Annotated in this window: 36 protein-coding genes, 1 tRNA gene and 1 pseudogene; 31 read left to right on the forward strand and 7 right to left on the reverse strand. The window is 38.2% G+C overall.

Going from position 1 to position 26593, the window contains the following annotated elements; genetic code table 11:
- Positions 1-95: 95 nt before the first annotated feature.
- From AB2Q86_RS06175 to AB2Q86_RS06185, 3 genes are all read left to right on the forward strand, one after another.
- Positions 96-548 (forward strand): MarR family winged helix-turn-helix transcriptional regulator, encoded by a 453-nt coding sequence (locus AB2Q86_RS06175; protein ID WP_003729716.1) that lies wholly within the window; start codon positions 96-98, stop codon positions 546-548.
- Between the two features lie 15 nt (positions 549-563).
- On the forward strand, positions 564-3764 hold the full coding sequence (locus AB2Q86_RS06180; RefSeq protein ID WP_012581496.1) for an MMPL family transporter: 3201 nt from the start codon (positions 564-566) through the stop codon (positions 3762-3764).
- 103 nt (positions 3765-3867) lie between these two features.
- Positions 3868-4542 carry a uracil-DNA glycosylase gene (locus AB2Q86_RS06185; RefSeq protein ID WP_012581495.1) on the forward strand — a complete coding sequence of 225 codons (675 nt, stop codon included), beginning with the start codon at positions 3868-3870 and terminating at the stop codon, positions 4540-4542.
- Positions 4543-4579: 37 nt separating this feature from the next.
- Here AB2Q86_RS06185 and rnhC read toward each other — a convergent pair whose 3' ends face one another.
- Entirely contained in the window at positions 4580-5506 is a 927-nt protein-coding gene (rnhC, locus tag AB2Q86_RS06190; protein ID WP_041176503.1) for a ribonuclease HIII, read from the reverse strand.
- Positions 5507-5659: 153 nt separating this feature from the next.
- On the opposite strand from rnhC, the gene zapA reads away from it, so the two are divergent.
- The 7 genes from zapA (at position 5660) to AB2Q86_RS06225 (ending at position 14338) form a co-directional block, all read left to right on the forward strand.
- Positions 5660-5923 (forward strand): cell division protein ZapA, encoded by a 264-nt coding sequence (gene zapA, locus AB2Q86_RS06195; RefSeq protein WP_012581493.1) that lies wholly within the window; start codon positions 5660-5662, stop codon positions 5921-5923.
- The gene (locus tag AB2Q86_RS06200) at positions 5923-6465 is read left to right on the forward strand and encodes a CvpA family protein (protein ID WP_003729712.1); all 543 of its coding nucleotides are present in this window, start codon (positions 5923-5925) and stop codon (positions 6463-6465) included. Before zapA ends, AB2Q86_RS06200 begins: the two co-directional genes overlap by 1 nt.
- A gap of 92 nt (positions 6466-6557) precedes the next feature.
- Positions 6558-8270 (forward strand): DNA polymerase/3'-5' exonuclease PolX, encoded by a 1713-nt coding sequence (gene polX / locus AB2Q86_RS06205; protein WP_012581492.1) that lies wholly within the window; start codon positions 6558-6560, stop codon positions 8268-8270.
- 22 nt (positions 8271-8292) lie between these two features.
- Positions 8293-10650 carry an endonuclease MutS2 gene (locus AB2Q86_RS06210; protein ID WP_012581491.1) on the forward strand — a complete coding sequence of 786 codons (2358 nt, stop codon included), beginning with the start codon at positions 8293-8295 and terminating at the stop codon, positions 10648-10650.
- A gap of 81 nt (positions 10651-10731) precedes the next feature.
- On the forward strand, positions 10732-11043 hold the full coding sequence (trxA, locus tag AB2Q86_RS06215) for a thioredoxin (protein WP_012581490.1): 312 nt from the start codon (positions 10732-10734) through the stop codon (positions 11041-11043).
- A gap of 75 nt (positions 11044-11118) precedes the next feature.
- Complete coding sequence (uvrC, locus tag AB2Q86_RS06220; RefSeq protein ID WP_012581489.1) at positions 11119-12930, forward strand: excinuclease ABC subunit UvrC; 1812 nt, start codon at positions 11119-11121, stop codon at positions 12928-12930.
- A gap of 193 nt (positions 12931-13123) precedes the next feature.
- A complete protein-coding gene (locus tag AB2Q86_RS06225) occupies positions 13124-14338 on the forward strand; it encodes an aspartate kinase (protein ID WP_003729709.1) in 1215 nt (404 codons plus the stop codon).
- A gap of 57 nt (positions 14339-14395) precedes the next feature.
- Here AB2Q86_RS06225 and AB2Q86_RS06230 read toward each other — a convergent pair whose 3' ends face one another.
- The gene (locus AB2Q86_RS06230) at positions 14396-14890 is read right to left on the reverse strand and encodes a YslB family protein (RefSeq protein WP_014598970.1); all 495 of its coding nucleotides are present in this window, start codon (positions 14888-14890) and stop codon (positions 14396-14398) included.
- A gap of 147 nt (positions 14891-15037) precedes the next feature.
- On the opposite strand from AB2Q86_RS06230, the gene racE reads away from it, so the two are divergent.
- From racE to AB2Q86_RS06255, 5 genes are all read left to right on the forward strand, one after another.
- On the forward strand, positions 15038-15838 hold the full coding sequence (gene racE, locus AB2Q86_RS06235) for a glutamate racemase (RefSeq protein WP_012581487.1): 801 nt from the start codon (positions 15038-15040) through the stop codon (positions 15836-15838).
- 12 nt (positions 15839-15850) lie between these two features.
- The gene (gene rph / locus AB2Q86_RS06240; protein WP_003726032.1) at positions 15851-16597 is read left to right on the forward strand and encodes a ribonuclease PH; all 747 of its coding nucleotides are present in this window, start codon (positions 15851-15853) and stop codon (positions 16595-16597) included.
- 3 nt (positions 16598-16600) lie between these two features.
- Positions 16601-17212 (forward strand): XTP/dITP diphosphatase, encoded by a 612-nt coding sequence (locus tag AB2Q86_RS06245; protein ID WP_012581486.1) that lies wholly within the window; start codon positions 16601-16603, stop codon positions 17210-17212.
- 36 nt (positions 17213-17248) lie between these two features.
- Positions 17249-17773, forward strand: coding sequence for a metallophosphoesterase (locus AB2Q86_RS06250; protein ID WP_003726034.1), 525 nt, complete (start codon positions 17249-17251; stop codon positions 17771-17773).
- A gap of 110 nt (positions 17774-17883) precedes the next feature.
- Positions 17884-17957: transfer RNA gene (locus AB2Q86_RS06255), tRNA-Arg, on the forward strand.
- 101 nt (positions 17958-18058) lie between these two features.
- On the opposite strand, the gene AB2Q86_RS06260 is transcribed toward AB2Q86_RS06255, so the two are convergent.
- The 5 genes from AB2Q86_RS06260 to AB2Q86_RS06280 form a co-directional block, all read right to left on the reverse strand.
- Positions 18059-19213, reverse strand: a complete 1155-nt coding sequence (locus tag AB2Q86_RS06260; protein ID WP_012581485.1) for a site-specific integrase — start codon at positions 19211-19213, stop codon at positions 18059-18061.
- A 131-nt stretch (positions 19214-19344) separates the two neighbouring features.
- Positions 19345-19959 (reverse strand): hypothetical protein, encoded by a 615-nt coding sequence (locus AB2Q86_RS06265; RefSeq protein WP_003730990.1) that lies wholly within the window; start codon positions 19957-19959, stop codon positions 19345-19347.
- Positions 19960-20009: 50 nt separating this feature from the next.
- Complete coding sequence (locus tag AB2Q86_RS06270) at positions 20010-20462, reverse strand: ImmA/IrrE family metallo-endopeptidase (RefSeq protein WP_012581484.1); 453 nt, start codon at positions 20460-20462, stop codon at positions 20010-20012.
- 16 nt (positions 20463-20478) lie between these two features.
- Complete coding sequence (locus tag AB2Q86_RS06275) at positions 20479-20802, reverse strand: helix-turn-helix domain-containing protein (RefSeq protein ID WP_012581483.1); 324 nt, start codon at positions 20800-20802, stop codon at positions 20479-20481.
- Positions 20803-21201: 399 nt separating this feature from the next.
- The gene (locus AB2Q86_RS06280) at positions 21202-21405 is read right to left on the reverse strand and encodes a YozE family protein (RefSeq protein ID WP_003730994.1); all 204 of its coding nucleotides are present in this window, start codon (positions 21403-21405) and stop codon (positions 21202-21204) included.
- A gap of 66 nt (positions 21406-21471) precedes the next feature.
- Between AB2Q86_RS06280 and AB2Q86_RS06285 the strand changes: the two genes are divergently transcribed.
- The 16 genes and pseudogenes from AB2Q86_RS06285 to AB2Q86_RS06360 all read left to right on the forward strand — a co-directional run bounded on the left by AB2Q86_RS06285 (position 21472) and on the right by AB2Q86_RS06360 (position 26430).
- Positions 21472-21663: a helix-turn-helix domain-containing protein gene (locus AB2Q86_RS06285; protein WP_012581482.1), complete on the forward strand. Its 192-nt coding sequence runs from the start codon at positions 21472-21474 to the stop codon at positions 21661-21663.
- A 21-nt stretch (positions 21664-21684) separates the two neighbouring features.
- Positions 21685-21927: a hypothetical protein gene (locus AB2Q86_RS06290; RefSeq protein WP_003730996.1), complete on the forward strand. Its 243-nt coding sequence runs from the start codon at positions 21685-21687 to the stop codon at positions 21925-21927.
- 2 nt (positions 21928-21929) lie between these two features.
- Positions 21930-22115: a hypothetical protein gene (locus AB2Q86_RS06295; protein WP_003730997.1), complete on the forward strand. Its 186-nt coding sequence runs from the start codon at positions 21930-21932 to the stop codon at positions 22113-22115.
- 234 nt (positions 22116-22349) lie between these two features.
- Positions 22350-22502 (forward strand): hypothetical protein, encoded by a 153-nt coding sequence (locus AB2Q86_RS06300; protein WP_009929542.1) that lies wholly within the window; start codon positions 22350-22352, stop codon positions 22500-22502.
- Positions 22503-22638: 136 nt separating this feature from the next.
- Positions 22639-22926, forward strand: coding sequence for a hypothetical protein (locus AB2Q86_RS06305; RefSeq protein ID WP_012581481.1), 288 nt, complete (start codon positions 22639-22641; stop codon positions 22924-22926).
- A 28-nt stretch (positions 22927-22954) separates the two neighbouring features.
- A complete protein-coding gene (locus AB2Q86_RS06310; protein WP_014589141.1) occupies positions 22955-23236 on the forward strand; it encodes a hypothetical protein in 282 nt (93 codons plus the stop codon).
- A complete protein-coding gene (gene dcm / locus AB2Q86_RS06315; protein ID WP_014589047.1) occupies positions 23233-24513 on the forward strand; it encodes a DNA (cytosine-5-)-methyltransferase in 1281 nt (426 codons plus the stop codon). Before AB2Q86_RS06310 ends, dcm begins: the two co-directional genes overlap by 4 nt.
- The gene (locus tag AB2Q86_RS06320) at positions 24510-24659 is read left to right on the forward strand and encodes a hypothetical protein (protein WP_012581479.1); all 150 of its coding nucleotides are present in this window, start codon (positions 24510-24512) and stop codon (positions 24657-24659) included. Before dcm ends, AB2Q86_RS06320 begins: the two co-directional genes overlap by 4 nt.
- On the forward strand, positions 24660-24908 hold the full coding sequence (locus tag AB2Q86_RS06325) for a hypothetical protein (RefSeq protein ID WP_014589048.1): 249 nt from the start codon (positions 24660-24662) through the stop codon (positions 24906-24908).
- Entirely contained in the window at positions 24901-25089 is a 189-nt protein-coding gene (locus AB2Q86_RS06330; protein ID WP_010991288.1) for a hypothetical protein, read from the forward strand. Before AB2Q86_RS06325 ends, AB2Q86_RS06330 begins: the two co-directional genes overlap by 8 nt.
- On the forward strand, positions 25086-25379 hold the full coding sequence (locus tag AB2Q86_RS06335; protein WP_012581477.1) for a hypothetical protein: 294 nt from the start codon (positions 25086-25088) through the stop codon (positions 25377-25379). The genes AB2Q86_RS06330 and AB2Q86_RS06335 overlap by 4 nt, the downstream gene beginning before the upstream one ends.
- Before the next feature lie 16 nt (positions 25380-25395).
- Positions 25396-25794 (forward strand): YopX family protein, encoded by a 399-nt coding sequence (locus AB2Q86_RS06340; protein ID WP_012581476.1) that lies wholly within the window; start codon positions 25396-25398, stop codon positions 25792-25794.
- Positions 25795-25965, forward strand: coding sequence for a hypothetical protein (locus AB2Q86_RS06345; RefSeq protein WP_012581475.1), 171 nt, complete (start codon positions 25795-25797; stop codon positions 25963-25965).
- On the forward strand, positions 25965-26153 hold the full coding sequence (locus AB2Q86_RS06350) for a hypothetical protein (protein ID WP_012581474.1): 189 nt from the start codon (positions 25965-25967) through the stop codon (positions 26151-26153). The genes AB2Q86_RS06345 and AB2Q86_RS06350 overlap by 1 nt, the downstream gene beginning before the upstream one ends.
- Positions 26150-26353 (forward strand): annotated as a pseudogene (locus AB2Q86_RS06355) (pentapeptide repeat-containing protein); the annotation flags it as partial. The gene AB2Q86_RS06350 and the pseudogene AB2Q86_RS06355, both read left to right, overlap by 4 nt.
- A complete protein-coding gene (locus AB2Q86_RS06360; RefSeq protein ID WP_350030077.1) occupies positions 26308-26430 on the forward strand; it encodes a hypothetical protein in 123 nt (40 codons plus the stop codon). The pseudogene AB2Q86_RS06355 and the gene AB2Q86_RS06360, both read left to right, overlap by 46 nt.
- Positions 26431-26593: the final 163 nt, after the last annotated feature.

Here is a 26593-nt window from a genome sequence, read left to right on the forward strand (position 1 = left end):
TAGAAAAGAACTTGTTTTTTTGAGCAAGTTCTTTTCATTTGACTTAAAAATAAATAAAGCTTAAACTGAAAAATAGTTAAGGGGGTGAACTTTATTTGGAAAGACAAAAAGTAAAACAACTAATAAAGAGTTACCAACAAACATACATATTTGCGATGAATCAAATACATCAAGCTATTTCAGAAATTTCAGCAAGTACTGTGGATCTTTCCATTGAGCAGTTTTTTGTTTTGCGCGAGATTGCTACCTGCAACGGTATCAGCGCAACAAAACTCGCAGCCTCTTTAGCAGTAAATAAGAGCGCTATTACACCGAAACTGAAGAAATTAGAAGAAAAAGGCTACATTAGACGAGAACGAAACCAACAAGATAAACGCGCCGTAGTTTTAACCATCTCAGAAAAAGGGAATAACGTTTACGAAGAATGCGAAAAACAATTAGAGTTACTCGTGAATGAATGGCTCGAGATACTAGGAGAAAAAGACAGCGAACAATTTTTTGAATTATTTCAAAAGATTACCAAGTCAGTTGTTGAACCTAGACAATAAAAGGAGAGATTTGGCATGAAATGGATTATGAAACTCCGCTGGGCCGTTTTAGCGTTTTGGCTTGCAGCAGCAGTCGTACTAATGTTAATTGCACCACCCATGGCAGATCTCGTGCGCGAAAAAGGCGAATTAAAACTGCCTGATGGCTACCCGTCATCACTAGCAACGGAAATGCAAAAGAAACATAATCCAGATGACAAAGGTTCAGCTTACATTGCTGTTTATACAGCTGACCATAAGTTAACTGGAACAGAATTAAACGATATCCAGAAATCACTGGACTCTATCGAAAAAGATAAAGACGAGCTACACGTAACGAATGTGGTATCAAGCTTTAACCAACCAGAACTAAAAGATAAGTTCTTATCTAAAGATGGTAAAACACTGGTAGCAAGTTTAACTGTAGATGACACAGATGCTTCGGTTAAAAGCATCCGTAACGCATTAGACAAAAAGATGGATGTAAAAGGCGTTGACACATATTTAACTGGTAATAAACTAATTCAAGAAGATGTGGTTCAAGGCTCCGAAGACGGCTTACATAAAACAGAAGGTATCACCGTTGTCTTTATTTTAGTCGTATTATTCCTTGTATTCCGTTCCGCAGTAGCGCCATTTATTCCACTTTTAACCGTGGGAATTAGTTACCTCGTTGCGCAAAGCACGGTAGCATTTTTAATTGATATTTTTAATTTCCCGGTTTCCACATACACGCAAATCTTTATGGTTTGTATTATGTTCGGAATTGGGACCGACTATTGTATTCTCTTAATGAGTCGATTTAAAGAAGAAATGGGTGCCGGTCTCAATCCACGAGAAGCTGTTCATGCAACGTATCGTACAGCAGGAAAAACAGTCATTTATAGTGGTGTAGCTGTTCTCGTAGCATTTACTTCGCTATATTTTGTGCAATTTGATTTATACCGTTCCGCAGTAGCAGTCGGCGTTGGGATTGTCGTTTTACTTGCCGCGCTGTATACGCTCGTACCATTCTTTATGAGCACACTCGGGACCCATTTATTCTGGCCGTTAAATAAAAATATTAGCCATAAAGAAAACAAAATTTGGGGTGCCGCTGGTAAATTCACTTTTGCAAGACCGTGGATTGCTTTATTAATCGTTGCAGCTATCACGTTGCCGCCAATCTTACTGCATACAGGAACAGAATCATTTAACTCATTAGATGAAATTAGCGACAAATATCCTTCCAAAAAAGGTTTTGAAATCGTATCTGACAGTTTCGGAGCAGGCCAAGTAGCACCGACACAAATCTTTATTGAAAATGACGATAATATGCGGACAACAGATTACATCGCGCAAATCGAAAAAATTTCCGATGATTTATCTCATTTAAAAGGTATCGATATGGTTATGAGTGCCTCACGTCCAGCCGGAAAACGGGTAGATGACATATACATTAAAAACCAAGCTGGACAAGTAAATGACGGTGTTGGTCAAGCGACTGATGGCGTAGGGGAAGTGAAAAAAGGACTAGATTCAGCAAGTTCAGAACTCAAAAAATCCGAGCCAGCCTTGGATAAAGCTGTTGCGGGAGTAAGTGATTTACAAAAAGGCACTGTTGCAACACAAGAAGGAATTAACCAATTACAAACAGCACTCGCACAAATCCAAACAGGCATTGAAAGCGGAGCAACTGGTGCTGGTGATTTAAAACAAGGCGTAGCAGAAGCCAAATCACAACTAGCTACGTTACAAAATGGAGAAGCGCAAATCCAAGCAGGATACGTAGAAATTCAGAAAAACTTACAAAACGTAGCTGACCAACTAAAAGGCTTTGAAAACCCTAGCTCTCAAGCAATTGATACTTCCAAACTTGAAGAGCAATTCAAAAAAATTGGTGCTTCTTTCCAAGCGTTCGCAGCAGCGCATCCAGAAGTGAGAAATGACCCTCGTTTCCAAAAACTAGCCGCAGATATTCAAGGCTTAGAAACAGCTGGTAACGAACTGAAAACCTCTGCTGGACAACAAATGGCAGCACTTCAAGCAAAAATGAAAGAACTAAATCAAGGCATTCAACAACTAGCAACAGCGATGAATCAATTAAATGAGCAGTCCAAACAAATCTCTGATGGACTTAGCGCTTTTAGTACAGGACTTGGTCAAATCGAAACAGGACTTGATCAATTAGAAAAAGGCCTCAATCAAGCCGCAGATGGTCAAGGACAAGTTGTTTCCAAAATGCCGGAAATCTCTAATGCACTAACACAAATCGCTGCTGGACAAGGTGCCCTAAAAGATGGCTTTGCAGGTATTAGCGGTCAAATGGGGCAATTAACAGATGGCTTAACTTCTGGCGCAGACGGCCTAGGCAAAGTAGAAAGCGGTCTAAACACAGCGAACGGACTTATTGATGATTGGTCAAAAGTTCCTTACGCAAGTTCCGGTATTTATGTACCAGATGCGCTACTAAAAAATGCTGATTTCCAAAAAGTATTAGATCAATACATCTCTTCTGACGGAAAACTGGCAACGATTAATGTAATTTTGACGAAAAATCCATATTCCAATGAAGCGATGGATTCAATTGATGACATTAATGAACAACTCGCAGCTAGTATGAAAGGAACAAAACTAGAAAATGCGAAAATTGGTATTGGAGGAATGACAAGCGCCAACTACGATACAAGAGATATGTCAACAGCTGACTATCATTTAGTTCTTGTCATTGTTCTAGCGAGTGTTTTCGTAACACTTGTTATTGTCTTGCGTTCCCTAGTAATGCCAATTTATCTGATTGCATCACTCGTATTAACATACTTTGCTGCACTTGGATTCGCAGAAATTATCTTCATGCGCATTCTCGGATATAGTGGTCTAACGTGGGCAACACCGTTCTTCGGATTTGTTGTACTCGTCGCGCTCGGTATCGATTATTCGATATTCTTGATGTCAAGATTTAACGAATATAACGGACTTTCTGTACGCGATAGAATGATAAAAGCCATGAAAAATATGGGTGGCGTTATCTTCTCAGCGGTCATTATCCTCGGTGGAACATTCGCCGCAATGATGCCAGCTGGCGTGCTTTCCTTACTCGAAATTGCGACGGTCGTTTTAATCGGCTTAGTACTCTATGCCGTCGTTATTTTACCACTCTTCGTTCCGGTAATGGTTAAACTATTCGGACGCGGCAACTGGTGGCCATTTATCACAAGAAAAGGCGACCATCAAGAAAACGTACCACCGAAAAAATAACACAATAAACCGCATTCCTTTAAAAAAGGGGATGCGGTTTTTAGTTTGCTTCCAAAGACTATTTTGCTAAGATATAGATAGATGAATGAAGGAGGTAAAAATCATGATAAAACTCGGAAATGACTGGGATGAGTTACTAAAAAATGAGTTTAACCAACCGTATTATTTAACCCTTCGCCAGTTCCTAAAAAAAGAATACCAAACGAAAAAAGTATTTCCGGATATGTACGACATTTTCAATGCGTTAAAACATACCGCTTGTAAAGATGTCAAAGTAGTAATACTCGGGCAAGATCCATATCACGGACCAGGTCAAGCGCATGGATTATCATTTTCCGTTCAACAGGGAGTGCAGATTCCACCATCACTGCAGAATATTTATTTGGAATTACATAACGACTTGAATTGTGAGATTCCAAACAATGGTTATTTGATACCGTGGGCAGATCAAGGAGTGCTATTATTAAATACGGTTCTAACTGTTCGCGCTGGTCAAGCCAACTCACACCGAGGACAAGGCTGGGAAATACTAACAAACCGCATTATTGAAATCATTAACCAAAAAGAAGAGCCAGTAGTCTTTTTACTATGGGGAAACAATGCGAAAGAAAAGTTGCAATTATTAACAAATCCGAAACATACTGCATTTACATCCGTACATCCCAGTCCGCTCTCAGCATCGCGCGGTTTTATGGGATGCAAACATTTTTCTAAGACGAATCAATTTTTAGAACAAAATGGTGTAAAACCAATTGATTGGCAAATTCCTTCTATATAAATAAAAACATTTCGCCATTCATTGACGAGATGTTTTTTTACTTTTTAACCATTTTTAATGCTTTCTCTGTATTAGCGAAATGCTGTTTTGTATATTTCGCTAATGTTTCCAGACCAAATCGTTCGATGATTTCCGCTGCAACAGCATCCACATGAGGTCCTGCGCCTTTTGGAAGTGGGATGCCAACTTCTTTTGACATCGCATCAAAAGCTTGCACAAATTTATAACGAGCAATAATCGAAGCAGCAGCGACGGAAAGGTGTAATCCTTCCGCTTTTGTCGCAAAAAATACATCTTCTCGAATAATGCTTGGTTCTTTTGCTAAATAACGATAATACGTATTTTTCTCAGCAAATTGATCAATTAAAATCGCCTCTGGTTTTATAGGTGTGAGCTTTTTCAAGACGTTTTCAATCGCGCGGTTATGTAGTAAAGCTTTCATTTGTCCTTGATTCATGCCTCTTTTTTGAAGTTCATTGTATTTAGGATTAGGGCAAAGCAACACACTGTGTGGAACAAGCGGCATGATTTTCTCAGCAATACGACAAATTTCTGGATCTTTCATTGCTTTCGAATCCTTTACGCCTAGCTCTTTTAAAAGGGGTATCATTTCGGCGTCCACATATGCGGCACAAACCGTAATCGGTCCAAAAAAATCACCAGTGCCAACTTCATCTGAACCAATGACATTTTTAGAGGCAAAGTTTGCTGGAAGAATCCCTTTAGAAACAGAGGGTGTTTTTGTTTTTGCTTCTGGAAGCGTGGCTACCCATTTTTTTGCTTCTGCTTCTCCGTTTACTCCTTGAAACATCACTTTACGAGATTTGTAGCCAGTGATGGAAACACCAGGCTTTTTAGCAGCGAAAACAGCTCCTGGTGGTAGTTTTGGATTAGAAAAAGGGAGATATGTTTGTTTCATTTTTTCAAGTGTTGGTTGATCAACTAAGATAACTGTATTTGCGATAAGGCATCATCCTTTCAAAGTTCTATTGTAACATACTACGACGAAAGACTGAATATCGGCTAAACGGGTGGTTGAGTCTTTTCTTTCCTGCTTTTTCGTGATAAGATTATGACAAGTAGCGGCCTAAATGAATTTGGGCGAGGAGGAATATACGTGGCAAATGAGAGAAATAAAGTAGTGACAACAATTTACGGTAGAGAATATACAATTGTTGGCGTAGAGACAACAGACCACTTACGTAAAGTAGCTCGCGAGGTCGATGAAAAAATGCACGAAATCGGCTCCCAAAATCATGCACTAGATAGTGGCAGGCTCGCTGTACTGACAGCTGTTAATGCAATGCACGATTATCTAAAACTAGAACAAAAATATCTAGAGTTGGAACAAGAACTGGCTCGAATCAAAGGAAGAGATTAATGATTTTAAATGCGATTATTTTAATTTTACTTGTTTGTGGCTTTTTCGCAGGATTTAGAACGGGCCTTATCAAACAACTTATCTTATTTTTAGGTTATATATTGGCATTTTTTATCTCGTATACGTATTACGAAGATTTAGCGCCACACTTAACTTTTATACCTTATCCAGGTAGTGATACTTCAGATGGATTATCTATTATTTTACAGGAATTACGAACAGAAACAGCTTATTATAACGTACTCGGATTTGCGATTATTTTTATCGTCGCTATCATTGTTGTGCATATGCTCGCTTCCTTAGTTGGCGGTTTGACTAAAATACCAGTCTTACGCCAAATTAACGGATTATTAGCTGCTGTTTTTGGTGTTATTAAGTCTTACTTACTTATTTTTGTCGTACTGTTCATCATGGCAATTTATCCGGCGAATTGGTCTGAAAACCTTATTGATAGTTCAACGGTTGCCCAGTGGATGCTGGAAAACACGCCGATTTTATCCGAACAATTTTATGACTGGATGACAGACATTCTGCCAAAATAAAAGAAACATTCGATACCAGATGTATACTCTTAGCCAATTTTGGATAGGATTTCTCTGGTATTTTTTAATGACTTTACAGGGAGGGATTAAAGATGGCTACTAATAAAAAAGAGATTATTCGTTTACTCGAAGAAATTGCCATTTATATGGAATTAAAAGGAGAAAATAGCTTTAAAATATCTGCTTTCCGCAAAGCTGCGCAAGCAATTGAATTAGATAGTAGAAGTCTTTCCGAAATAGAGGATTTCACGAAGATTAGTGGTATTGGAAAAACAACGGGTGAAATTATTCAACGTTATTTAGATAGCGGGGAATGTCCTGAACTGGAGGAACTAAAAAAAGAAGTCCCAGCAGGTCTCGTTCCACTTTTAGATGTGCCTGGGCTTGGTGGTAAGAAATTATCGCGCCTTTATCATGAGCTTGGTGTGGTGGATAAAGACACACTACTCCAAGAAGCAGAAAATGGTCATATCGAAGCATTGAAAGGTTTTGGTAAAAAGTCTGCTGAAAAAATGGCAGAAGCAGTGCGCGAAATGGGTGAGCGTCCTGATAGATATCCGTTAAATGATGTCTTACCAATTATTCAAAAAGTAGAAGCTTATCTTGCGGATATTGCTCCAATCGAAACTTTTGCTCAAGCTGGAAGTCTACGTAGATTGCGAGAAACGGTGAAAGATTTAGATTATGTTATTGCGACGGAAAAACCAGAAGAAGTACAAAAAGCATTACTGGCATTTCCATTAATTACGGATGTTATTGGAGCTGGTGAAACAAAAGTATCGGCTGTGTTAGAAGATAATATCACCATTTCCGTGGATTTCCGCTTAGTAGAAAAGAAAGCTTTCGCAACGACGCTACACCATTTTACGGGTTCTAAAGATCACAATATCAAAATGCGCCAATTAGCTAAACAATCCAATGAAAAAATAAGTGAGTATGGAGTCGAGCAAGAAGATGGAAGTGTTCGTCACTTTGAATCGGAAAAAGCATTTTTCGAGCATTTTAAAATTCCGTTTCTCCCACCTGAAGTTCGCCGAGATGGTACAGAAATTGAGCGCGTGACGAAAGATACAAAATTCCTTGAATTAAGCGATATTCGCGGGGACTTGCACATGCATACAACTTGGTCGGACGGAGCTTACGCGATTCCAGAAATGATTGAAGCATGTATCGCAAAAGGATATGAATACATGGTTATTACAGATCACGGGAAATTTTTGCGAGTAGCTAATGGTCTGGATGAAAAAAGATTATTGGAGCAGCAAGCAGAAATTAAAAAAATAGCAGCTAATTATCCGGAAATTGATGTTTATTCCGGCGTTGAAATGGATATTCTAGCAGATGGGTCGCTTGATTTTGATGATGAGACTTTGAAACAGTTGGATTTTGTTATCGCATCCATCCATTCCAGTTTCCAACAATCAGAAGAAGAAATTATGAAGCGATTAAAAACGGCCTGCGAAAATCCATATGTTCGTTTGATTGCGCATCCGACAGGTAGAATTGTCGTGAAAAGAAAGCCATATCATGTTAATATGAAAGAACTAATCCAGTTAGCGAAAAATACAGGAACTGCCCTAGAATTAAATGCCAATCCGCAACGTCTTGATTTAAACCGTGAGCATTTAGAAATGGCACATGCTGCCGGGGTACCGATTGCGATTAACACAGATGCGCACGACACGAAACACCTTGATTTCATGTCTATTGGCGTTCGAGCTGCCACAAAAGCTTGGCTCGACAAATCGGCCATTTTGAATACGAAAACAGCAGCTGAATTCAAACAATTTATACAGAATAAATAACTTTTAAAAAGAAGGATGACTAATGGAAAAAAAAGTAGAAGCCATTTTAGAATTTGATAAAATAAAAAAACAACTCACCGAATTTGCTTCTTCGTCACTAGGGGAGCAAGCGATTTTGGAACTCGCGCCAGCAACTGATTTTCAAGTAGTTCAAAAAACGCAACTTGAAACAGAAGAAGGGGCTAAAATTATTCGTTTACGGGGAAGTGCGCCAATTACTGGTCTAACAGATGTTTTTGCACATTTGAAACGGCTAGAGATTGGTGGCGATTTAAACGGCCTTGAAATCTATCAAATTGGTAGTAACTTGCGTGTGAGCCGTCAAATGAAGAATTTTATGAACGATTTACTGGAAATAGGTGTAGAAATACCATTACTTGGCGCGCTTTCCGATGAACTTTTAGTACTAAAAGAAGTAGAAGAAGATATTGCGATTTCAGTAGATGAAAGCGGGAAAGTGTTAGATACTGCGAGTGAAGCACTTAGCACGATTCGCCGAACACTCCGCCGCACCGAAGACCGCGTACGTGAAAAACTAGAATCTTATTTGCGCGATCGTAACGCCTCTAAAATGCTAAGCGATGCGGTTATTACAATTCGAAATGATCGTTATGTTATCCCAGTGAAGCAAGAATATAAAGGTCATTATGGCGGTATTGTTCATGACCAGTCCGCTTCCGGTCAAACGCTTTTCATTGAGCCACAAAGTGTAGTGGATTTAAACAACGAACGAAAAGCACTTCAAGCAAAGGAAAAACAAGAAATAGAGCGCATTCTTGCTGAAATTTCTGCTTCACTAGCTGCTTGGATTAATGAAATTCATCATAATACTTTCATCCTAGGGCGCTTTGATTTTATTTTCGCTAAAGCACGTTTCGGAAAAGCGATGAAAGCTGTAACGCCGCATTTGAGTGATGCTGGTGTCGTCCATTTAATTGCCGCACGCCATCCGCTTTTAGACGCTGCGAAAGTTGTAGCGAACGATATTTATTTAGGCGAAGATTTCACTACCATCGTTATCACTGGTCCAAATACAGGTGGTAAAACAATTACTTTGAAAACATTGGGATTACTAACACTCATGGCACAATCTGGACTTCAAATCCCAGCGCAAGAAGATTCTACTATCGCTGTTTTTGAGCATGTATTTGCCGATATTGGTGACGAACAATCCATCGAACAAAGTTTAAGTACGTTCTCGTCTCACATGACGAATATTGTTTCCATTTTGGAAAATGTTAATCAGAAATCGCTTATTTTGTACGATGAACTCGGAGCGGGAACAGACCCACAAGAAGGTGCGGCTTTAGCAATCGCCATTCTTGATGCAAGCCATGCAAAAGGCGCAAGTGTTGTTGCAACGACCCATTATCCGGAACTAAAAGCATATGGGTATAATCGCGTTCATGCAACCAATGCTTCTGTTGAGTTCAATGTCGAAACACTTAGCCCAACGTATAAATTATTAATCGGTGTACCAGGTCGAAGTAACGCTTTTGATATTTCACGCCGCTTAGGACTAAGCGAAAATATTATCACCGAAGCAAGAAGCCTTGTCGATACCGAAAGTGCCGATTTAAATGATATGATTTCCAGCCTAGAAGAGAAACGGAACTTAGCGGAAACCGAGTATGAGGAAGCACGTGAATTAGCTCGCGGGGCCGATAGCCTTTTAAAAGATTTACAAAAAGAAATCAGCAATTACTATCAACAAAAAGATAAATTAATCGAACAAGCGAGTGAAAAAGCAGCAACTATTGTGGAAAAAGCCGAAGCCGAGGCAGAAGAAATCATCCACGAATTGCGCACCATGCAATTAAATGGAGCAGCAGGCATCAAAGAACACGAACTTATCGATGCCAAAACAAGACTTGGGAATGCTAAACCAAAAACAATCAACAAAACCATTCCACAAGCGCCAAAACAAAAGCCACACGTATTCCAAGAAGGAGACAATGTTCGCGTCCTCTCACTTGGCCAAAAAGGCACACTTTTAAACAAAATTAGCGATAAAGAATGGAACGTCCAAATCGGCATCATCAAAATGAAAATCAAAACTGCCGACTTAGAATACATTCAACCAGAAAAACCAAAAAAACAACGTATCATTACATCCGTTCATAGTAGTGGTTCTCCAGCTAAAAGCGAACTCGATTTACGAGGCGAACGATATGAAGACGCGCTACAAAAAGTCGACAAATATCTGGATGAAGCACTGCTCGCAGGGTATCCACAAGTAGCTATTATTCATGGTAAAGGAACGGGCGCTCTGAGAACCGGGGTCACAGAATATCTGAAAAACCATCGCATGGTCAAATCAATCCGTTTCGGCGCAGCAGCAGAAGGCGGAAACGGCGTAACGATTGTTGAGTTTAAGTAAACAACTGAGCAAAAATATAGCTCCAAATAGGGTGTAAATGCTATACTGTGTGTACGAAAGTCATAAGGAGTGAATTAAATCATGGTAAAAGAAATTACAGATGCAACATTCGAGAAAGAAACTAGCGAAGGCTTAGTATTAACAGATTTCTGGGCAACATGGTGTGGTCCTTGCCGCATGGTGGCTCCAGTTTTAGAAGAAATACAAGAAGAACGCGGCGAAGCACTTAAAATCGTCAAAATGGACGTAGATGAAAACCCAGAAACACCAGGAAGCTTTGGTGTAATGAGTATTCCAACACTTCTTATCAAAAAAGACGGCGAAGTAGTAGAAACAATTATCGGCTACCGTCCAAAAGAAGAACTGGATGAAGTCATCAACAAATACGTTTAAAATTATGCTAAAATGAAAGAAGCTTAGAACAAACATTCTAAGCTTCTTTTTAAATGTGTAACTGGAGTTGATAAAATGTCTTCTGAACATATCCAAAATAAACTAGCGCTTCTGCCGGACCAACCTGGTTGTTATTTGATGAAAGATAGACAAGGAACAATAATTTACGTTGGGAAAGCAAAAATTTTAAAAAATCGTGTTCGATCCTATTTTTCAGGAACACACGATAGTAAAACGCAACGCTTAGTTCAAGAAATTGTGGACTTTGAATATATCGTAACATCATCCAACGTAGAAGCCTTACTACTAGAAATTAATTTAATTAAAAAACATGATCCACGTTTTAATATTCGCCTAAAAGATGATAAAACTTATCCGTTTATTAAAATCACGAACGAACGACATCCACGACTGATTATTACCCGCCAAGTAAAGAAAGATAAAGGGAAATATTTCGGCCCATATCCAAATGTGTATGCTGCAAATGAAGTGAAGCGCATCTTAGACCGACTGTACCCACTTCGTAAATGCAGTACGCTACCAAATAAAGTGTGTTTGTACTATCACCTCGGACAATGCCTTGCCCCGTGTGTATTTGACGTGGAAGCAAGTAAGTATAAAGAAATGCAAGACGAAATTGTGGCATTCTTAAACGGTGGCTATAAAACCGTCAAAAATGATTTAATGAAAAAAATGCAAGAAGCCGCAGAAAATATGGAATTCGAAAAAGCTGGTGAGTTCCGCGACCAAATTAACGCAATCGAAACAACGATGGAAAAACAAAAAATGACGATGAATGATTTCGTTGACCGCGATGTCTTCGGTTACGCGATTGATAAAGGCTGGATGTGCGTCCAAGTATTCTTCATTCGCCAAGGGAAACTGATTGAGCGCGACGTTTCCCAATTTCCATTTTATAATGATGCGGACGAAGATTTTCTCACTTTTATTGGTCAATTTTATCAAAAAGCCAACCATATTCCGCCCAAAGAAATATATCTACCAGATGATGTCGATAGCGAAGCCGTTCAAGCCGTTGTTCCTGACACAAAAATTATCGTCCCACAACGCGGCAACAAAAAAGATCTCGTAAAACTTGCTTATAAAAATGCCAAAATCTCGCTAAACGAAAAATTCATGTTACTTGAGCGCAATGAAGAACGCACAGTCGGGGCAGTAGAACGACTTGGAGAAGCAATGGGAATCCCAACACCGTCACGCGTCGAAGCCTTTGATAACTCGAATATTCATGGTACAGACCCAGTTTCCGCAATGGTGACATTCCTTGACGGCAAACCAAGTAAAAACGATTACCGCAAATACAAAATCAAAACCGTAGAAGGCCCAGATGATTACGCGACGATGCGTGAAGTTATCCGTCGACGTTACTGGCGAGTGCTTAAAGAAGGGCTACCAATGCCTGATTTAATCTTAATTGATGGTGGTAAAGGGCAAATTGATAGTGCCAAAGATGTCCTAACGAATGAGCTAGGCTTAGACATTCCTGTAGCCGGACTTGCAAAAGACGACAAGCACCGAACGAGTCAACTATTATTCGGCGATCCACTTGAAATCGTCCCACTCGAACGAAACAGCCAAGAATTCTACCTATTACAACGCATGCAAGATGAAGTCCACCGTTTCGCTATCACATTCCACCGCCAACTACGCAGCAAAACAGGCTTCCAATCCATTCTTGACGGCATCCCAGGCGTAGGCCCAGGTCGCAAGAAAAAATTGCTTAAACACTTCGGCTCGATGAAAAAATTAAAAGAAGCATCAGTGGAAGAAATAAAAGAAGCCGGTGTCCCGTTAAATGTAGCTGAAGAAGTGCACAAACACATTACCGCATTTAATGAAAAAGCAAAAAATACCGAGCAAAAATGATTTTTCACACAATAATAAAACGCCAATGACTTTGATGTTATTGGCGTTTTATTGCGCAAAAAATTATTACTTCTATGAACTAACACGTTAGATAAAATAGCTTTTATATATAATAAACTTCCCTTCAACACATAAATGCGCTAAAATATAAACATTGATAAAAAAAGAACTAACAAGGCAGGGGGGAACGAGATTGGGACTAGTCGTATTAAAATTTGGTGGAACGTCTGTGAGCACCGTTGATAAAATCGGGAAAACAGCGGATCAAGCCATTTATGAGAAAAAGCAAGGAAATAAAGTCATCGTCGTCGTTTCCGCAATGGGGAAATCAACCGACAAATTAGTCGCGATGGCAGAAGAAATTAGCGAGGCACCAGATAAACGCGAAATGGATATGCTTCTTTCCACTGGAGAACAAATTACGATTGCGCTACTTGCGATGACATTAAAAGAAAAAGGGCACGATGCTATTTCCTATACTGGATGGCAGGCGGGAATTGAAACAGAAGCCGTACATAGTAATGCGAGAATTGCCGATATTGATAGTGCGCGAATAGAAGAAGCGCTAGACGCAGGACAAATCGTTGTTGTTGCAGGGTTCCAAGGTTTCACAACAGACGGCGAAATTACGACATTAGGTCGAGGTGGATCAGACACAACCGCCGTTGCCATTGCCTCTGCTTTAAACGCAGAAAAATGCGCGATTTGCACGGATGTAGTTGGCGTATTTACAACAGATCCACGTTATGTCAAAAAAGCCCAAAAGTTAGAACAAATCACCTATGATGAAATGCTAGAATTAGCCAATCTCGGCGCCGGTGTCTTACATCCGCGCTCCGTTGAATATGCAAAAAATTTCCGAATTCCGCTTGAAGTTAGAGCGAGCCACGAACAAGTAGCAGGAACAATGATTGAGGAGGATTTAACAATGGAAAACACTAAAGTAGTCCGTGGAATTGCTTTTGAAGACCAAATCACCCGTGTCACTATCCACTGGAAACAAAAAGAAGCGATGCGTGTGTCTAAAGTCTTTACGAAATTAGCCGAAAATAATATTGATGTAGATATTATTATTCAAGGAATCACTGGACTAGGTCACGGTAATCTATCCTTCACTATCAAAACAAGCGCACTGTTAGCCACACTAGCAGTTTTAGAAGAAAGCAAAGAATTACTTCAAATCGAAAAACTAGAGTCCGAGCAAGAATTAGCGAAAGTATCTATCGTTGGCTCAGGAATGGTAAGTAATCCGGGTGTAGCCGCGCAAATGTTTGAAGCTTTAACAGAAAACAATATTCCTATCAAAATGATTAGCACATCCGAAATCAAAGTTTCCACAGTTGTACCAGCACGTAAAATGGTCGAAGCAGCCCAAGTATTACATGACCAATTTGAACTCGATAAATAAAAATAGGCTTGCCGCAACAAAGTGAATCTTCCCTTTGTTGCGACAAGCTTATTATTTTTAGTAACGCTCTTCGTTATCAATCGTTTCTTTACGATCCCATTTAACAATAATCGTTACTTGTTTTTTACGTTTATCAATTTCATCATAGCTCTCCGTATACAGTTTTTTCTGTGACTGCATTTGTTCCGCAATAAAACCAGCTTCTAGTTTAAACGTAGGTTCTTCTTGTGTACGGAAACGAGCAGCTACCATTTCACCTTCTAAAAGTAAACGCATTTCATCTTTCTTTTCTTTCAAAATGCTAAAACTACCCCAAGAGGCTTCCTCAAAAAATTCAGCTACTTCTTCTAGAGACGCTAGTGGAAATTTGCGCGCCAAGTCTTTTCCTGCCCAGTACATAATGTGAGGTGCTTCATCTCCAAGTAGTTCAGGAATTAAATAATCTCGTAGTAAATCTAAACCAAAACTTGGAACGAGAGCTTTTTCCTCGTTTTTATTCTGTTCATTTTCTGTCATTTCGGATACCCCACTTTCATACACCATTATAACCAAAATCACCCTAAAATGGAAAGCACAATAAATAAATTTCCATAAAAAACCTTTTTTCTCAAAAAAGACTTGCGAAAAAACCGAAAAAATAAGAAAATGGAAGGTATAGATAAAAAAATTGGAAATTAATAAAGAAATTGAGGCGAGACTGTGAAACAAGCTATTGGCTTTATTGATTCGGGAGTAGGCGGTTTGACAGTAGTGCGAGAAGTGCTAAAACAGCTACCCCATGAACAAGTATATTATTTAGGTGATACCGCACGTTGCCCTTATGGACCACGCGACAAAGAAGAAGTAGCTAAGTTTACTTGGGAAATGACTAATTTTCTCGTAGACCGTGGCATCAAAATGCTCGTTATTGCATGTAATACAGCAACAGCAGCAGCATTATATGATATTCGTGAAAAATTGGATATTCCAGTAATTGGTGTTATCCAACCAGGTTCAAGAGCAGCACTCAAGGCAACAAGAAACAACAAAATTGGCGTATTAGGCACACTTGGAACAGTAGAAAGTATGGCTTATCCAACCGCGCTCAAAGGACTTAACCGCCGAGTAGAAGTAGATTCGCTCGCGTGTCCCAAATTTGTATCTGTCGTAGAATCAGGGGAATACAAAAGCGCCATTGCTAAAAAAGTAGTAGCCGAATCTCTCTTACCACTGAAAAGTACCAAGATTGATACGGTGATTTTGGGTTGTACACATTATCCACTTTTAAAACCAATTATTGAGAATTTTATGGGAGACGGCGTTGCTGTTATTAACTCCGGAGAAGAAACTGCTAGTGAAGTTAGCGCGTTACTGGATTACCATAATTTATTAGATTCTACAGACGAAGAAATTGAGCACCGCTTTTTCACTACGGGCTCGACACAAATTTTTAAAGATATTGCAAAAGACTGGTTAAATATGCCAGATATGACTGTAGAACATATTAAATTAGGAAAATAAGAGGTGCCAATAATGAGAGTTGATGGAAGAGAAAGTAATGCATTACGAAATATTGAAGTAACACCAGATTATTTAATGCATCCAGAAGGTTCTGTGCTAATTGCATCAGGAAATACAAAAGTTATCTGTTCTGCAAGTGTAGAAACAAAAGTGCCACCATTTATGCGAGGAGAAGGCCGCGGCTGGATTTCTGCAGAATACTCGATGTTACCACGAGCAACAAACACCCGAAATATCCGTGAATCTTCAAAAGGTAAAGTTACTGGCAGAACAATGGAAATTCAGCGTTTAATCGGACGTGCGCTCCGTGCTGTTGTTGATTTAGATGCCCTTGGTGAAAGAACGATTTGGCTCGATTGCGACGTTATCCAAGCAGATGGAGGTACTCGTACAGCTTCTATTACTGGCGCATTCATCGCCATGGTTATGGCAATTGCCAAACTAGACGAAGCAGTACCATTTGCTAAATTCCCAGTCAAAGATTTCCTAGCAGCAACAAGCGTAGGCGTTTTAGAAGAAGGCGGCACCGTACTTGACCTTAACTACGTAGAAGACAGTGCAGCGCAAGTTGACATGAATATTATCATGACTGGTAGCGGCGCTTTTGTAGAACTTCAAGGAACTGGCGAAGAAGCTACATTCTCGGAAACAGAACTGGCTGAACTAATTGCCCTAGGTAAAAAAGGAATTAGCGAACTAATCGAAATCCAAAAAGAAACACTCGGAGACAAAGTCACAGCGCGGATTAAAGGAGAATAAGAAATGAGTAAAATTATTATCGCCACCGCAAACAAAGGAAAAGCAAAAGAATTCGAAAAAATCTTTGCGAAATTTAATATCGAAGTAGCAACCCTTGCTGATTTTCCAGAAATTGGTGAAATAGAAGAAACTGGAACAACCTTTGCCGAAAATGCCGCTCTTAAAGCAGAAACGGTCGCTAGCGTGTTAAATCAAACCGTCATTGCTGATGATTCTGGTTTAATCGTAGACGCGCTTGACGGAGCTCCTGGCGTCTATTCCGCACGTTATGCAGGTGTCGCGCACGATGATGCCAAAAATAACGAAAAACTACTTAAAAACTTAGAAGGTGTTGAACCGGACAAAAGAACGGCTCGTTTCCACTGTACACTTGCTGTAGCCACACCTTCTGAGAAAACATCTTTTTATACCGGTGAAGTAGAGGGCGTTATTGCAGAACAATTGTGTGGAACAAATGGTTTCGGTTATGATCCACTATTTTTCTTACCAGAATTCGGTCTTACAATGGCAGAAATTCCAGCAGAGAAAAAGAACGAAATCAGCCACCGTGCTAATGCCATTAAACAACTAGAAAAAGATTTAGCAGAAGTAGTAGAAAAAGTAACCAAAAAGTGAGAAAATAAGTAACAGTATCACGGGGGAGGAAACAAAATGAAATTATTAGTAGTTAGCGACAGCCACTCAGAACGTGACTGCTTAATCCATCTTAAAGAAAAATACGAAAATACAGTCGATGCGATGATCCATTGTGGGGATTCTGAATTAGAAGCTGACGATCCTGCGATTCAGGGATTTCATACTGTTCGAGGCAACTGTGACTTTGGTGGCGGTTTTCCAAATGATTGGGTGGGAGAAGTAGACGGCTACCGCATTTTCACCACACACGGACATCTCTATAACATCAAAATGACACTCATGAATTTACGATATCGTGCACGTGAACTAAACGCAGATTTTGCCTTTTTTGGTCATTCGCATGAATTAGGAGTAGACATGCTAGACGACACCATCATTTTAAACCCAGGAAGCATTTCCTTACCAAGAGGACGCATCCGTGTCAAAACATACGCTCTTATCGATTCAACACCAGAAGGCATTCAAGTTCGATTCATGGACCGGGACGACAACGAACTAACAGACCTAACCCAAACCTTCCCATTAACGAAGCATAACTAGGTCAAAAGACACCCGAAAAAGAAAAAATGCAATAACTTAAAGAAAACCATTGACAAACAAGCGATTTAAACATAAAATGGTATTTGGCTGTTGAAAAAACAGTGCCATTTGTCCTGATAGCTCAGCTGGATAGAGCAACGGCCTTCTAAGCCGTCGGTCGGGGGTTCGAATCCCTCTCAGGACGTTATAATGTATTTTTAAAGAATCTTTAAAACGTTGAAAAGCCTTGGTATTAAAGGATGAATGGACGGTTTGGAGATTTTTTAATATCTTATAATACCCGTTTTATTCCGTTGTTTTTGTGGCATTTGTGGCAAAATTTGTGGTATTTTCATCTGTTTTTAGTGTGAAAAAAGCATCTACTTTGGACTGATTATATTGACGCAAATTAGAACTTAGATGACTATAGTATTTCAAGGTTGTATTAATATCATCATGACCAAGTCTATCAGCTACATATATAATATCCATGCCAGCTTCTACACATAAGCCTGTGTGCGTATGTCGTAGCTTGTGTAATGTCACTGGTTCAGAATTAATTGTTGTGCATATTTTCTTCAAAGCTTTATTACATGACGCATTGTCAACGGGCTTATTATGGTAGGTGATGAATAATAACATTAATGGGTTTTTAATAGCATGTTCTTTGATATAATCAGTATGCCAATTTATATAAGACTGTAAATATTGAATGGTGGAGTTATCAATATAGATTACTCGAGATTTTTTTGTTTTAGTATCAACAAAACTATTAGTGTATTTATAATCCCAAGCTTTGTTCACTGATATAGAACGTTTAGTGAAATTGATGTCTTTTTTTGTCAGTGCAATAATTTCTTCAAATCGCATTCCTGTTTGCACTGCTAGAAAGATAACTGCTCGTGATATAGAATGAAAATTTGCAAGTTCTTCTAATAGTAAATGAACCTTGTCGGTTTCCATAAATTGTGCTTTTGTTTTTGCCACATCATGTCCGCTTATATGAGCGCCTATGGCTGGGTTTTTCTTCATGTAGCCTAAATGGACAGCTTTATTAAAAATCGCTCTAATTTTGCGGTGCCGGGTGTCTACAGTGGATATTGCATAGTCTACAGATAAATGATTAATAAATTGTTGATACTGCACAGCATCAATCGAATTAAGTTTAATTTTTTCATCGAAATAATCAACGAACTGATTATAAGCAAGATCATATAAATTAATTGTAGATTGACTGCTTTTTCCATCTTTAAAAGTTTTCATGAATAATTCGTAAAACTCTTTGAATTTCCACTCTTTTAAAGAACTACTATCATGTTCAGCTTGTTTTAATAATTTAGACGCTTTATACATTAAGTTTGTTTCACTTGTATCTGTCAAACGCTTTTCTTTCCATTCACCGTCGACTTTGATGCGCAAACGAACGGCGTATTTTCCATTTTTTAACTTTTTAATTTTCATTAATAGCACCACCTCTTTGATTTGGAACGTATGTTCTTTTGAAGGGTACAGCAAACTATGTTAAAATATATTTGCATACTCCTATGTGTGTATTTGAAAACGCTTATCTCTTGCGGGGAGGGCGTTTTTTGTTATTTAAGTGTTATTCTTGCATCATAATCTTTAAATGAATCTTCTTCGTAATTATCTGTTTCATAACTAGCAGACCAAGTTAGTCGTATATCTTTTATATCAGATACATCATTTAGTGTTGGTAAAACATATACTACTGCACCATCTTTACTTACACCTTGCATTATTTCTCCACCAACATCGTCACTTTCAAACATTGAAGCTTCTATTTGTTCGCCATTTGTAACTAATACTCCTTGTTCAGGATAAGTATTGAAATCAATCTTACTAGTATTGTTAATTTCATAATTAACAATAACTAGCCCTTCGCCTTCCTCACCATCTTCTTCAAGTTTAGCAGGATCTACTTTAAAAACAGATACTGAACTTATTTTTGTTTGCAAACCTTTCCAATCTTCACTCCAAGATGTTGCATAGTCTTCACTATCAATAATACCACTATCAGTTTCTTCCTCCATTGTTGTTTCATCTTCAGTCAAATCTTCAGACTCATTTGTGGTAGAGGTACTTTCTTCTTTGCTTTCTTCCTTTGCACTATCAGATGAATTTCCACATGCTGTTAGGCCAAAACTAAAAACAATTAATAAACCTGCTAACAATAATAATTTTTTCATCCCAATTCTCCCTTTATCAATTTTTTATATAAACACATTTGTGCAAATACCTAACAAGCAATAATCTGTATACTACTTCTAAAAATGATAACATATCCATTACACTCAACAGTGTTACCGTATTTACCTTTATAATATTCTATAGAATGTTTTAAAAATTCTTCTGTAACTTCTAAAAAATCCGCAACTTCGTAGTAATCAGTGAATCCTTCATAATAAGCATCAATAATTTTACGCAAAGGGGTAAGTGATTCATAACCCCAATTTCTCGCAAGTTTTTCTTGTTTTCTATCATTAACTGTTTCCTGTTTAATAATATTGCCAACGGTCAAATGATGATGTCCAATTTCCTCCGCTAAAGTGCAACGCATTTCAACATCATTTTGTTGAGGATTTACGAATATTCTACTATTATAATATAATCCTTTGTGAACTTCCTGCATATTTTTGTCTTCAATGATAGTTAGTTCAGGATATCGCTCTCTGTATTTATCTAACCACATACATACATCTCATTTCTTATTTATATTTTTGTTGAATGAAATCAATATATTCAAGAATTTTTTTCATATCTTCTTCTGTGGCAGCGGGATCAATGTGCGCCGCCAAAGTTACTGCTTCCGGCGGGATGTCGGAGTCAATTTGCGGATTGTCGGTTCTTCCTAATAAATAGTCCACAGATACATTAAAGTAATCAGCAACTACTTGTAATCTATCCACGCTTGGAGTTCTATTTTTCCATTGATATATTGTATTATCGGGAAGTTCTAATTCATTTTCTAACATAGTAACGCTTATTCCTCTTTTTTTACAAAGTTTTTTTATCACTTCTAACAAAGTCATGCCAACGATTCTCCTTAACTTAGATATAAAATCTAATAAAAATATTAGTAAATCTATTGACAACTAAAACATTTATTAGTATTATATATCCATAAGCTAATTATTTAGCTAAACGAGACAACAAATAACCCCATAAAATATCGTTCCCCAACGACTAATGGCTTTTGATAAGGCTTGTTTAACTATGGATATATACTAACAAATATATTAGTATTTGTCAACAATCTGCTAAATAATTAGCTAATAAGATAGAAAGGAGTGATGGAGAGGTGAACAAAAGATATTTAAAAAGAAAAAAAACCAACATTCAACAAATTGAAGTCGGTCTTTACAAAAATTATGAAATTAAAGCTAAGTATGGAGCACCGGAAATTGACCTAAGCAAAGTTAAAAGAATTGTCATAGTCTTCTAAAATAATTTAACGCCTCATCTAAAGCCTCTTGGAAGCCAGGAGTACCAATATTAGAAAAATAATCCCTGATTTCATCTTCGCTTTTGCTTTCTGTTGGGAAATTACCATCTAGTTGAACATCATGAGCTAGATCGCCTAAAGGACTATTTTCGCTAAGGTAATAAGTTATTAAAAAATCATAAAAAGTCATCTGCAATCACCTCCAATCAAAAATAATTATATCACGTGAAAACCAAAACAAGAAAGGAGCAAAAACATGTCAGTAGAACATCAGCGTTTTGCGGTTGCAGTATACGCAAAACTAAAAGCAATAAATATGAAACAATCTGATTTAGCAAAAATGTTAGGTATTAGCAATCCTTATTTGTCAGATATTATCAATGGTAAAAGAGATGCGTTGAAAGTTAGAAAAGAAATTGCGGAAATTTTAGAAATAGATGGTGATTAAAATAGAAAGGAGAATAAGAAAATGGGTCGTCCTGTGAAAAATAAAAACAGGCATGTGAATTTCCTGTACGGAGTTTGGACGTTAGAAGATTTTGCGCAAGCTAGTCCACGAAGTTATGGGTGGTGGTTAGATAACATAAAAGACTTTCCAGAGCTTGCAGAATTTAGCAATTGGGCTACGAAAAATCAACGTGAAGCGTGGGCATTCGATGCAGTAAAAGCGAATGATTGGCTGATTAAAAAATTTGTATATAAGGAGGTCTGAAAATGATTGATGAAGTCGAAATACTACTTGCTGAAATACGAAAATACGACCCAAATTACGTTCCAAAATCGGTTGGAAAATATTTGCTAGTTGAACTTCAATCAAGGCATTTAGATCATCAAATTAAATATAAGAAAAGACCTAAGTACAAGCATAGATTCGCGAATTCGATTGAGCGGCATTGGTAAAAGAAAAACCCACAGATATAAATAGTAAGTTAGAGCTTACTAAAACTGTGAGTTACGAAATAATATTTGTATTAATTATAACATAGAAACGGAGAAATGAGAATGAAGAAATTCATAAGTGAGCATGAAAATAAAATATTACTTTTTCTGTTTTGTTTCCAAATCGGAGCATTACTGTCAGTCACATATATTGTAGCGGAGTGGATTAAAATATTCTTGAAATGAGGTTTTTGAATGAAGTTATTACGATTTTTTGGGCTAATAAGTATTGATGAAAACGGAAATGAATATATTGAAAAATCAGATAGATACACATTGGTTTGTTTAGCTTTGACTGTATTAATCGCACTTGTTGTAGGAATCGGTGGATTGATACTAAATGGCTGAATTAATAATGATTGTTGCTTTGATACTTCTATTAATGCTGCTTGCAAGGAGTGATAGAGAATGAATGTAGAAAATCCGCTGGTAGTAGACGATTTGTGGGACGATGGATTTCGACACTGAGGAATGAGGCGAAGACATGAAAACAATCGCAAATGAGTATAAAGAATACATCAACGAGCACATTTTAGAACATGAGGAAAATAATCAATTTGGAATTGGGCAAACTATTTATCGTTTTAAAAATGGGTATGGCGCTAGTGTAATCAAGGAATATATGGGCCCCGGCGTCGAACTTGCGGTTATTCAATTTATAAATGACAAGAATTGGGAGTTGGAATACAGCACATCTGTAACAAACGATGTTCTTAGAAATTTAACGCCCGAACAACTGATTGAAAAGTTAGAAGAGATTAAGAATTTATGAGTTATGAAGTTAGAAAGGATGAAATTTCTTGGGGAAATACTATTGGCACGTGTCAAGGCTTGGAGGGAAGCCGTCGGAAATTCGACACTATAATCATATTACAAAAATGTATAGATTTATTTTGCGAAATCCTGCTATGTTCAAAGACAAAACTTTAACGATTTATGATGACGCAAAACCAGTTACAAACATGAAATTTAACGAAATTAGGTATAGAGCTAGTCTGAATTTATGCGAGACGGTAGAACGAAAGTACGTGTTATCGCTTACTCAAAGGCTTACGGAAGAACAGAAGGAGGCTAGAAAGTGAAGTTTTTAGATCTGTTTGCAGGTATTGGCGGATTTCGTTTAGGTATGGAACGCGCCGGACATGAGTGCGTGGGCTATGTTGAAATTGATAAATTCGCACGAAAGAGTTACCAAGCAATTCACGATACGGAAGGAGAGTGGACACGTGAAGACATCACAAAAGTTACAGATGAGGAGTGGAGAACGTTGCGCGGAACAGTTGACATTATTTGCGGAGGATTTCCTTGTCAATCATTCTCAATCGCAGGAAAGCGACTGGGCTTCGAAGAAACTCGAGGAACTTTGTTCTTTGAAATTGCTAGAGCAGCTAAACAAATCCAACCACGCTATTTATTCCTTGAAAACGTTAAAGGGTTACTATCGCACAACAAAGGAGAAACGTTCGCTACAATCCTTACCGCGCTTCATGAACTGGGGTACGATGCGGAATGGCAGATTCTTAACAGCAAAGATTTCGGAGTCCCACAAAACAGAGAACGCGTGTTCATTATCGGACATCTTAGAGGAGCAGGTGGACGAGAAATATTTCCTCTCGCAGAAGCATCTAGAACGGCTGATGAAAGCAGAGTCATTGCAAACACGCTTACTGCCCGATACCCATACAGTCAACGAGAAGGCACATATATTGAAACGACAAGGAAAAGCGAGCAAGTAATGCCAGTTTTAACACCAGATAGAATTATAAAAAGGCAAAATGGACGAAGGTTTAAAACACTAGGTGAGCCAGCGTTCACTTTAACCGCTCAAGATCAGCACGGAATCATTGTGTTTGGTGAACTGGAAGGATCAGGACGAGAGCAAAGTAACCGTATTTATAGCGAAAAAGGTTTGGCTCCAACTTTGACGACGATGCAAGGCGGTGGACAAGAGCCAAAAATAGCAATAGTCGGAAATGTGAATCCTAGTAAAAGAGGGATGAATGGTGAAGTTTATTCAAGTGAAGGGTTAGCGCCAACATTAACAACAAATAAAGGCGAAGGTCAAAAAGTAGCCATTATTCAAAAAGCGCGTGGCTATAACAAGGGAGGAAAACACGACATAGCGCCTACATTATCATCAAGTAGTTGGCAAGAAAATAATTTATTACAGAAAGGTAATTTCAGAATTCGAAAACTAACACCTCGTGAGTGCTGGCGCCTTCAAGGATTTCCGGATTGGGCATTTGATCGAGCAGCAGAAGTAAATAGCAATAGTCAATTATATAAACAATCAGGAAATAGCGTTACAGAGAATGTAATTTGGAAAATAGCGAAATTATTTAAGGAGGAACAAGCATGAATTTCAAAGTAGGAGATAAAGTTACTTGGATTAAAGATAAAAATGTTATTGGGAAGGTAGTTAGCATTAACGATTTTAGACCACCAGAAATGGAGTGCGCGGTTGATTTTGGATTTAGCGATTTGGTGTTTTGCAGTAGAGAGTAATTGATTTTAGACGAAAGCGCGACAAAACAAGAATCTGTTATCTGTACAATGTGCAAACAAGAAATTGAAGAAGGCTCATATTTATTAAAAGTACGTGAAGATTTATTCTGTGGAAATTGTTATGAAGAGCAACCGGTAGTATTTTATTATCGACTAAATGGTGATGACGGCTGGATGGACGATTCGGAAGCTAAAGAATACAGACTTGAGGATTACTTGGAGGAAGTGGAGGGTGAAGACAATGAGTAAAAACTTGTATGCAATCAAGCAAGATGGCTTGTACAAACATTTTCCACACAGTTGGTATGATGCTAATCTGTCTAAAGATTGCTTATTTGTAAACCGAGAAACAGCAGAAAATAACTGTGCTTTAAATGGTTCTGACGAAATAGTAGAAATCAGTTTAGTAGAAGTGGAGGCTGAAGCATGAGCAAATACTTCGAATACACACGAGAAGAAAACGAATATTATGCGCTAATTAAAGCAGAAAGCAAAAAACAAGCTGATTTTATCTATAAACGTGATGTTGCTGCTCGCGAAGAAGAATTTGCAATATCAGGACTGATGACAAAATTCATCACTACAGAATTAACAGAGCAAAAAGCGCTGAAACTCTTCATGTCATCCTTGCAAGAATATGAAACAGAGGAAGAAATAAAACAAGGGTTTTATGAAACTTCCAATGAAACGATTTTACTAATTGATGCTGATTTAATTTGAGATTGGAGGGCGAATAATGAGAGACATTGAATATAGAGCGTTTGTAAAAGAAACTAAGAAAATGCTTCCAGTCACTGATTTGTGTTTTAACGAAACAGAAGCTGCAGGTGTGAGCGGTTGCGGAAACGCAAATTGCACGCTGTGCGTCGACTGGTACAGCTTTGATGATGTCGTGCTGATGCAATACACAGGTTTAAAAGACAAAAACGGCAAGAAGATTTTTGAAGGGGATATAGTCAATTGTAAGTTTTTTGACAGAATGGTTAGTGATATTGCTGGTGTAATTAATTTTATTGATTGCGTGTGGGCAGTAAGTGATTTCAAGAATAAACGACTATATCAGTTGATAGATGTTGATAACATTGAAATTATCGGCAACATACACGAAAATTCGGAAATATTGGAGGAACAGTAAATGACGTTAAGAGAAGCATTAGAGAAGCACACAAGATATATCATGTTTTGTGGCATGTGCGAGTGTGGAGAAGCTAAATATGATTTGATTGTAGACGGCGACTTGATGTATCCGCCTGTACACGAATCAACTATTTTGGAAGTAAATCCGGAACTATTGGAGGCAAAATAATGGGAGATGATGATTATTGTCCGCAGTGTTTCGAGTGCGATGGAGAATGCGTTAACGGCGAAAACGGAACGCTCGTATGTGAAAGCTGTGGGCATGTATATACAGATGAGGAATGGGACGAAAAGAACGATAAAGAAATTGCGGATTATGTGGCTTTTCTAAAGGGTTTGTCGGAGGTGATGGGATGAAACAAAAAGAGTTAGACATCATATTAGAGAATCACGGGAAATGGCTGCGGGGTAAGGGTGGCAAGAAAGCGGATATAAATAATGTAGATTTAGGTAATGCAAATTTAAGACGTGCGGATTTAAAAGGAGCGGATTTAAGCAATGCAGATTTAAGATGTGCAGATTTAAGAGGAGCAAATTTAAGTTATGCAAATTTAAGCAATGCACTTTTAAATTGGATAATCTGGCAAGACATCGAAGGGTTAACGGTAATCTGCGTACAAGTAGATACAACTAGAAGAAACAATCAAATAACGTATATCAAAGAATTAGGCATATGGACAACCGGCTGTTTTCAAGGAACATTAGATGAGCTTAAAGCAGCTGTTGAACAAACGCATAAGCATAACGAAAAACTTAAAAAGAGATATTACAGAGTGATTGATTTTATTTTGAATGAG

Source organism: Listeria monocytogenes, from assembly GCF_041765605.1.
GTDB lineage: Bacteria > Bacillota > Bacilli > Lactobacillales > Listeriaceae > Listeria > Listeria monocytogenes_D.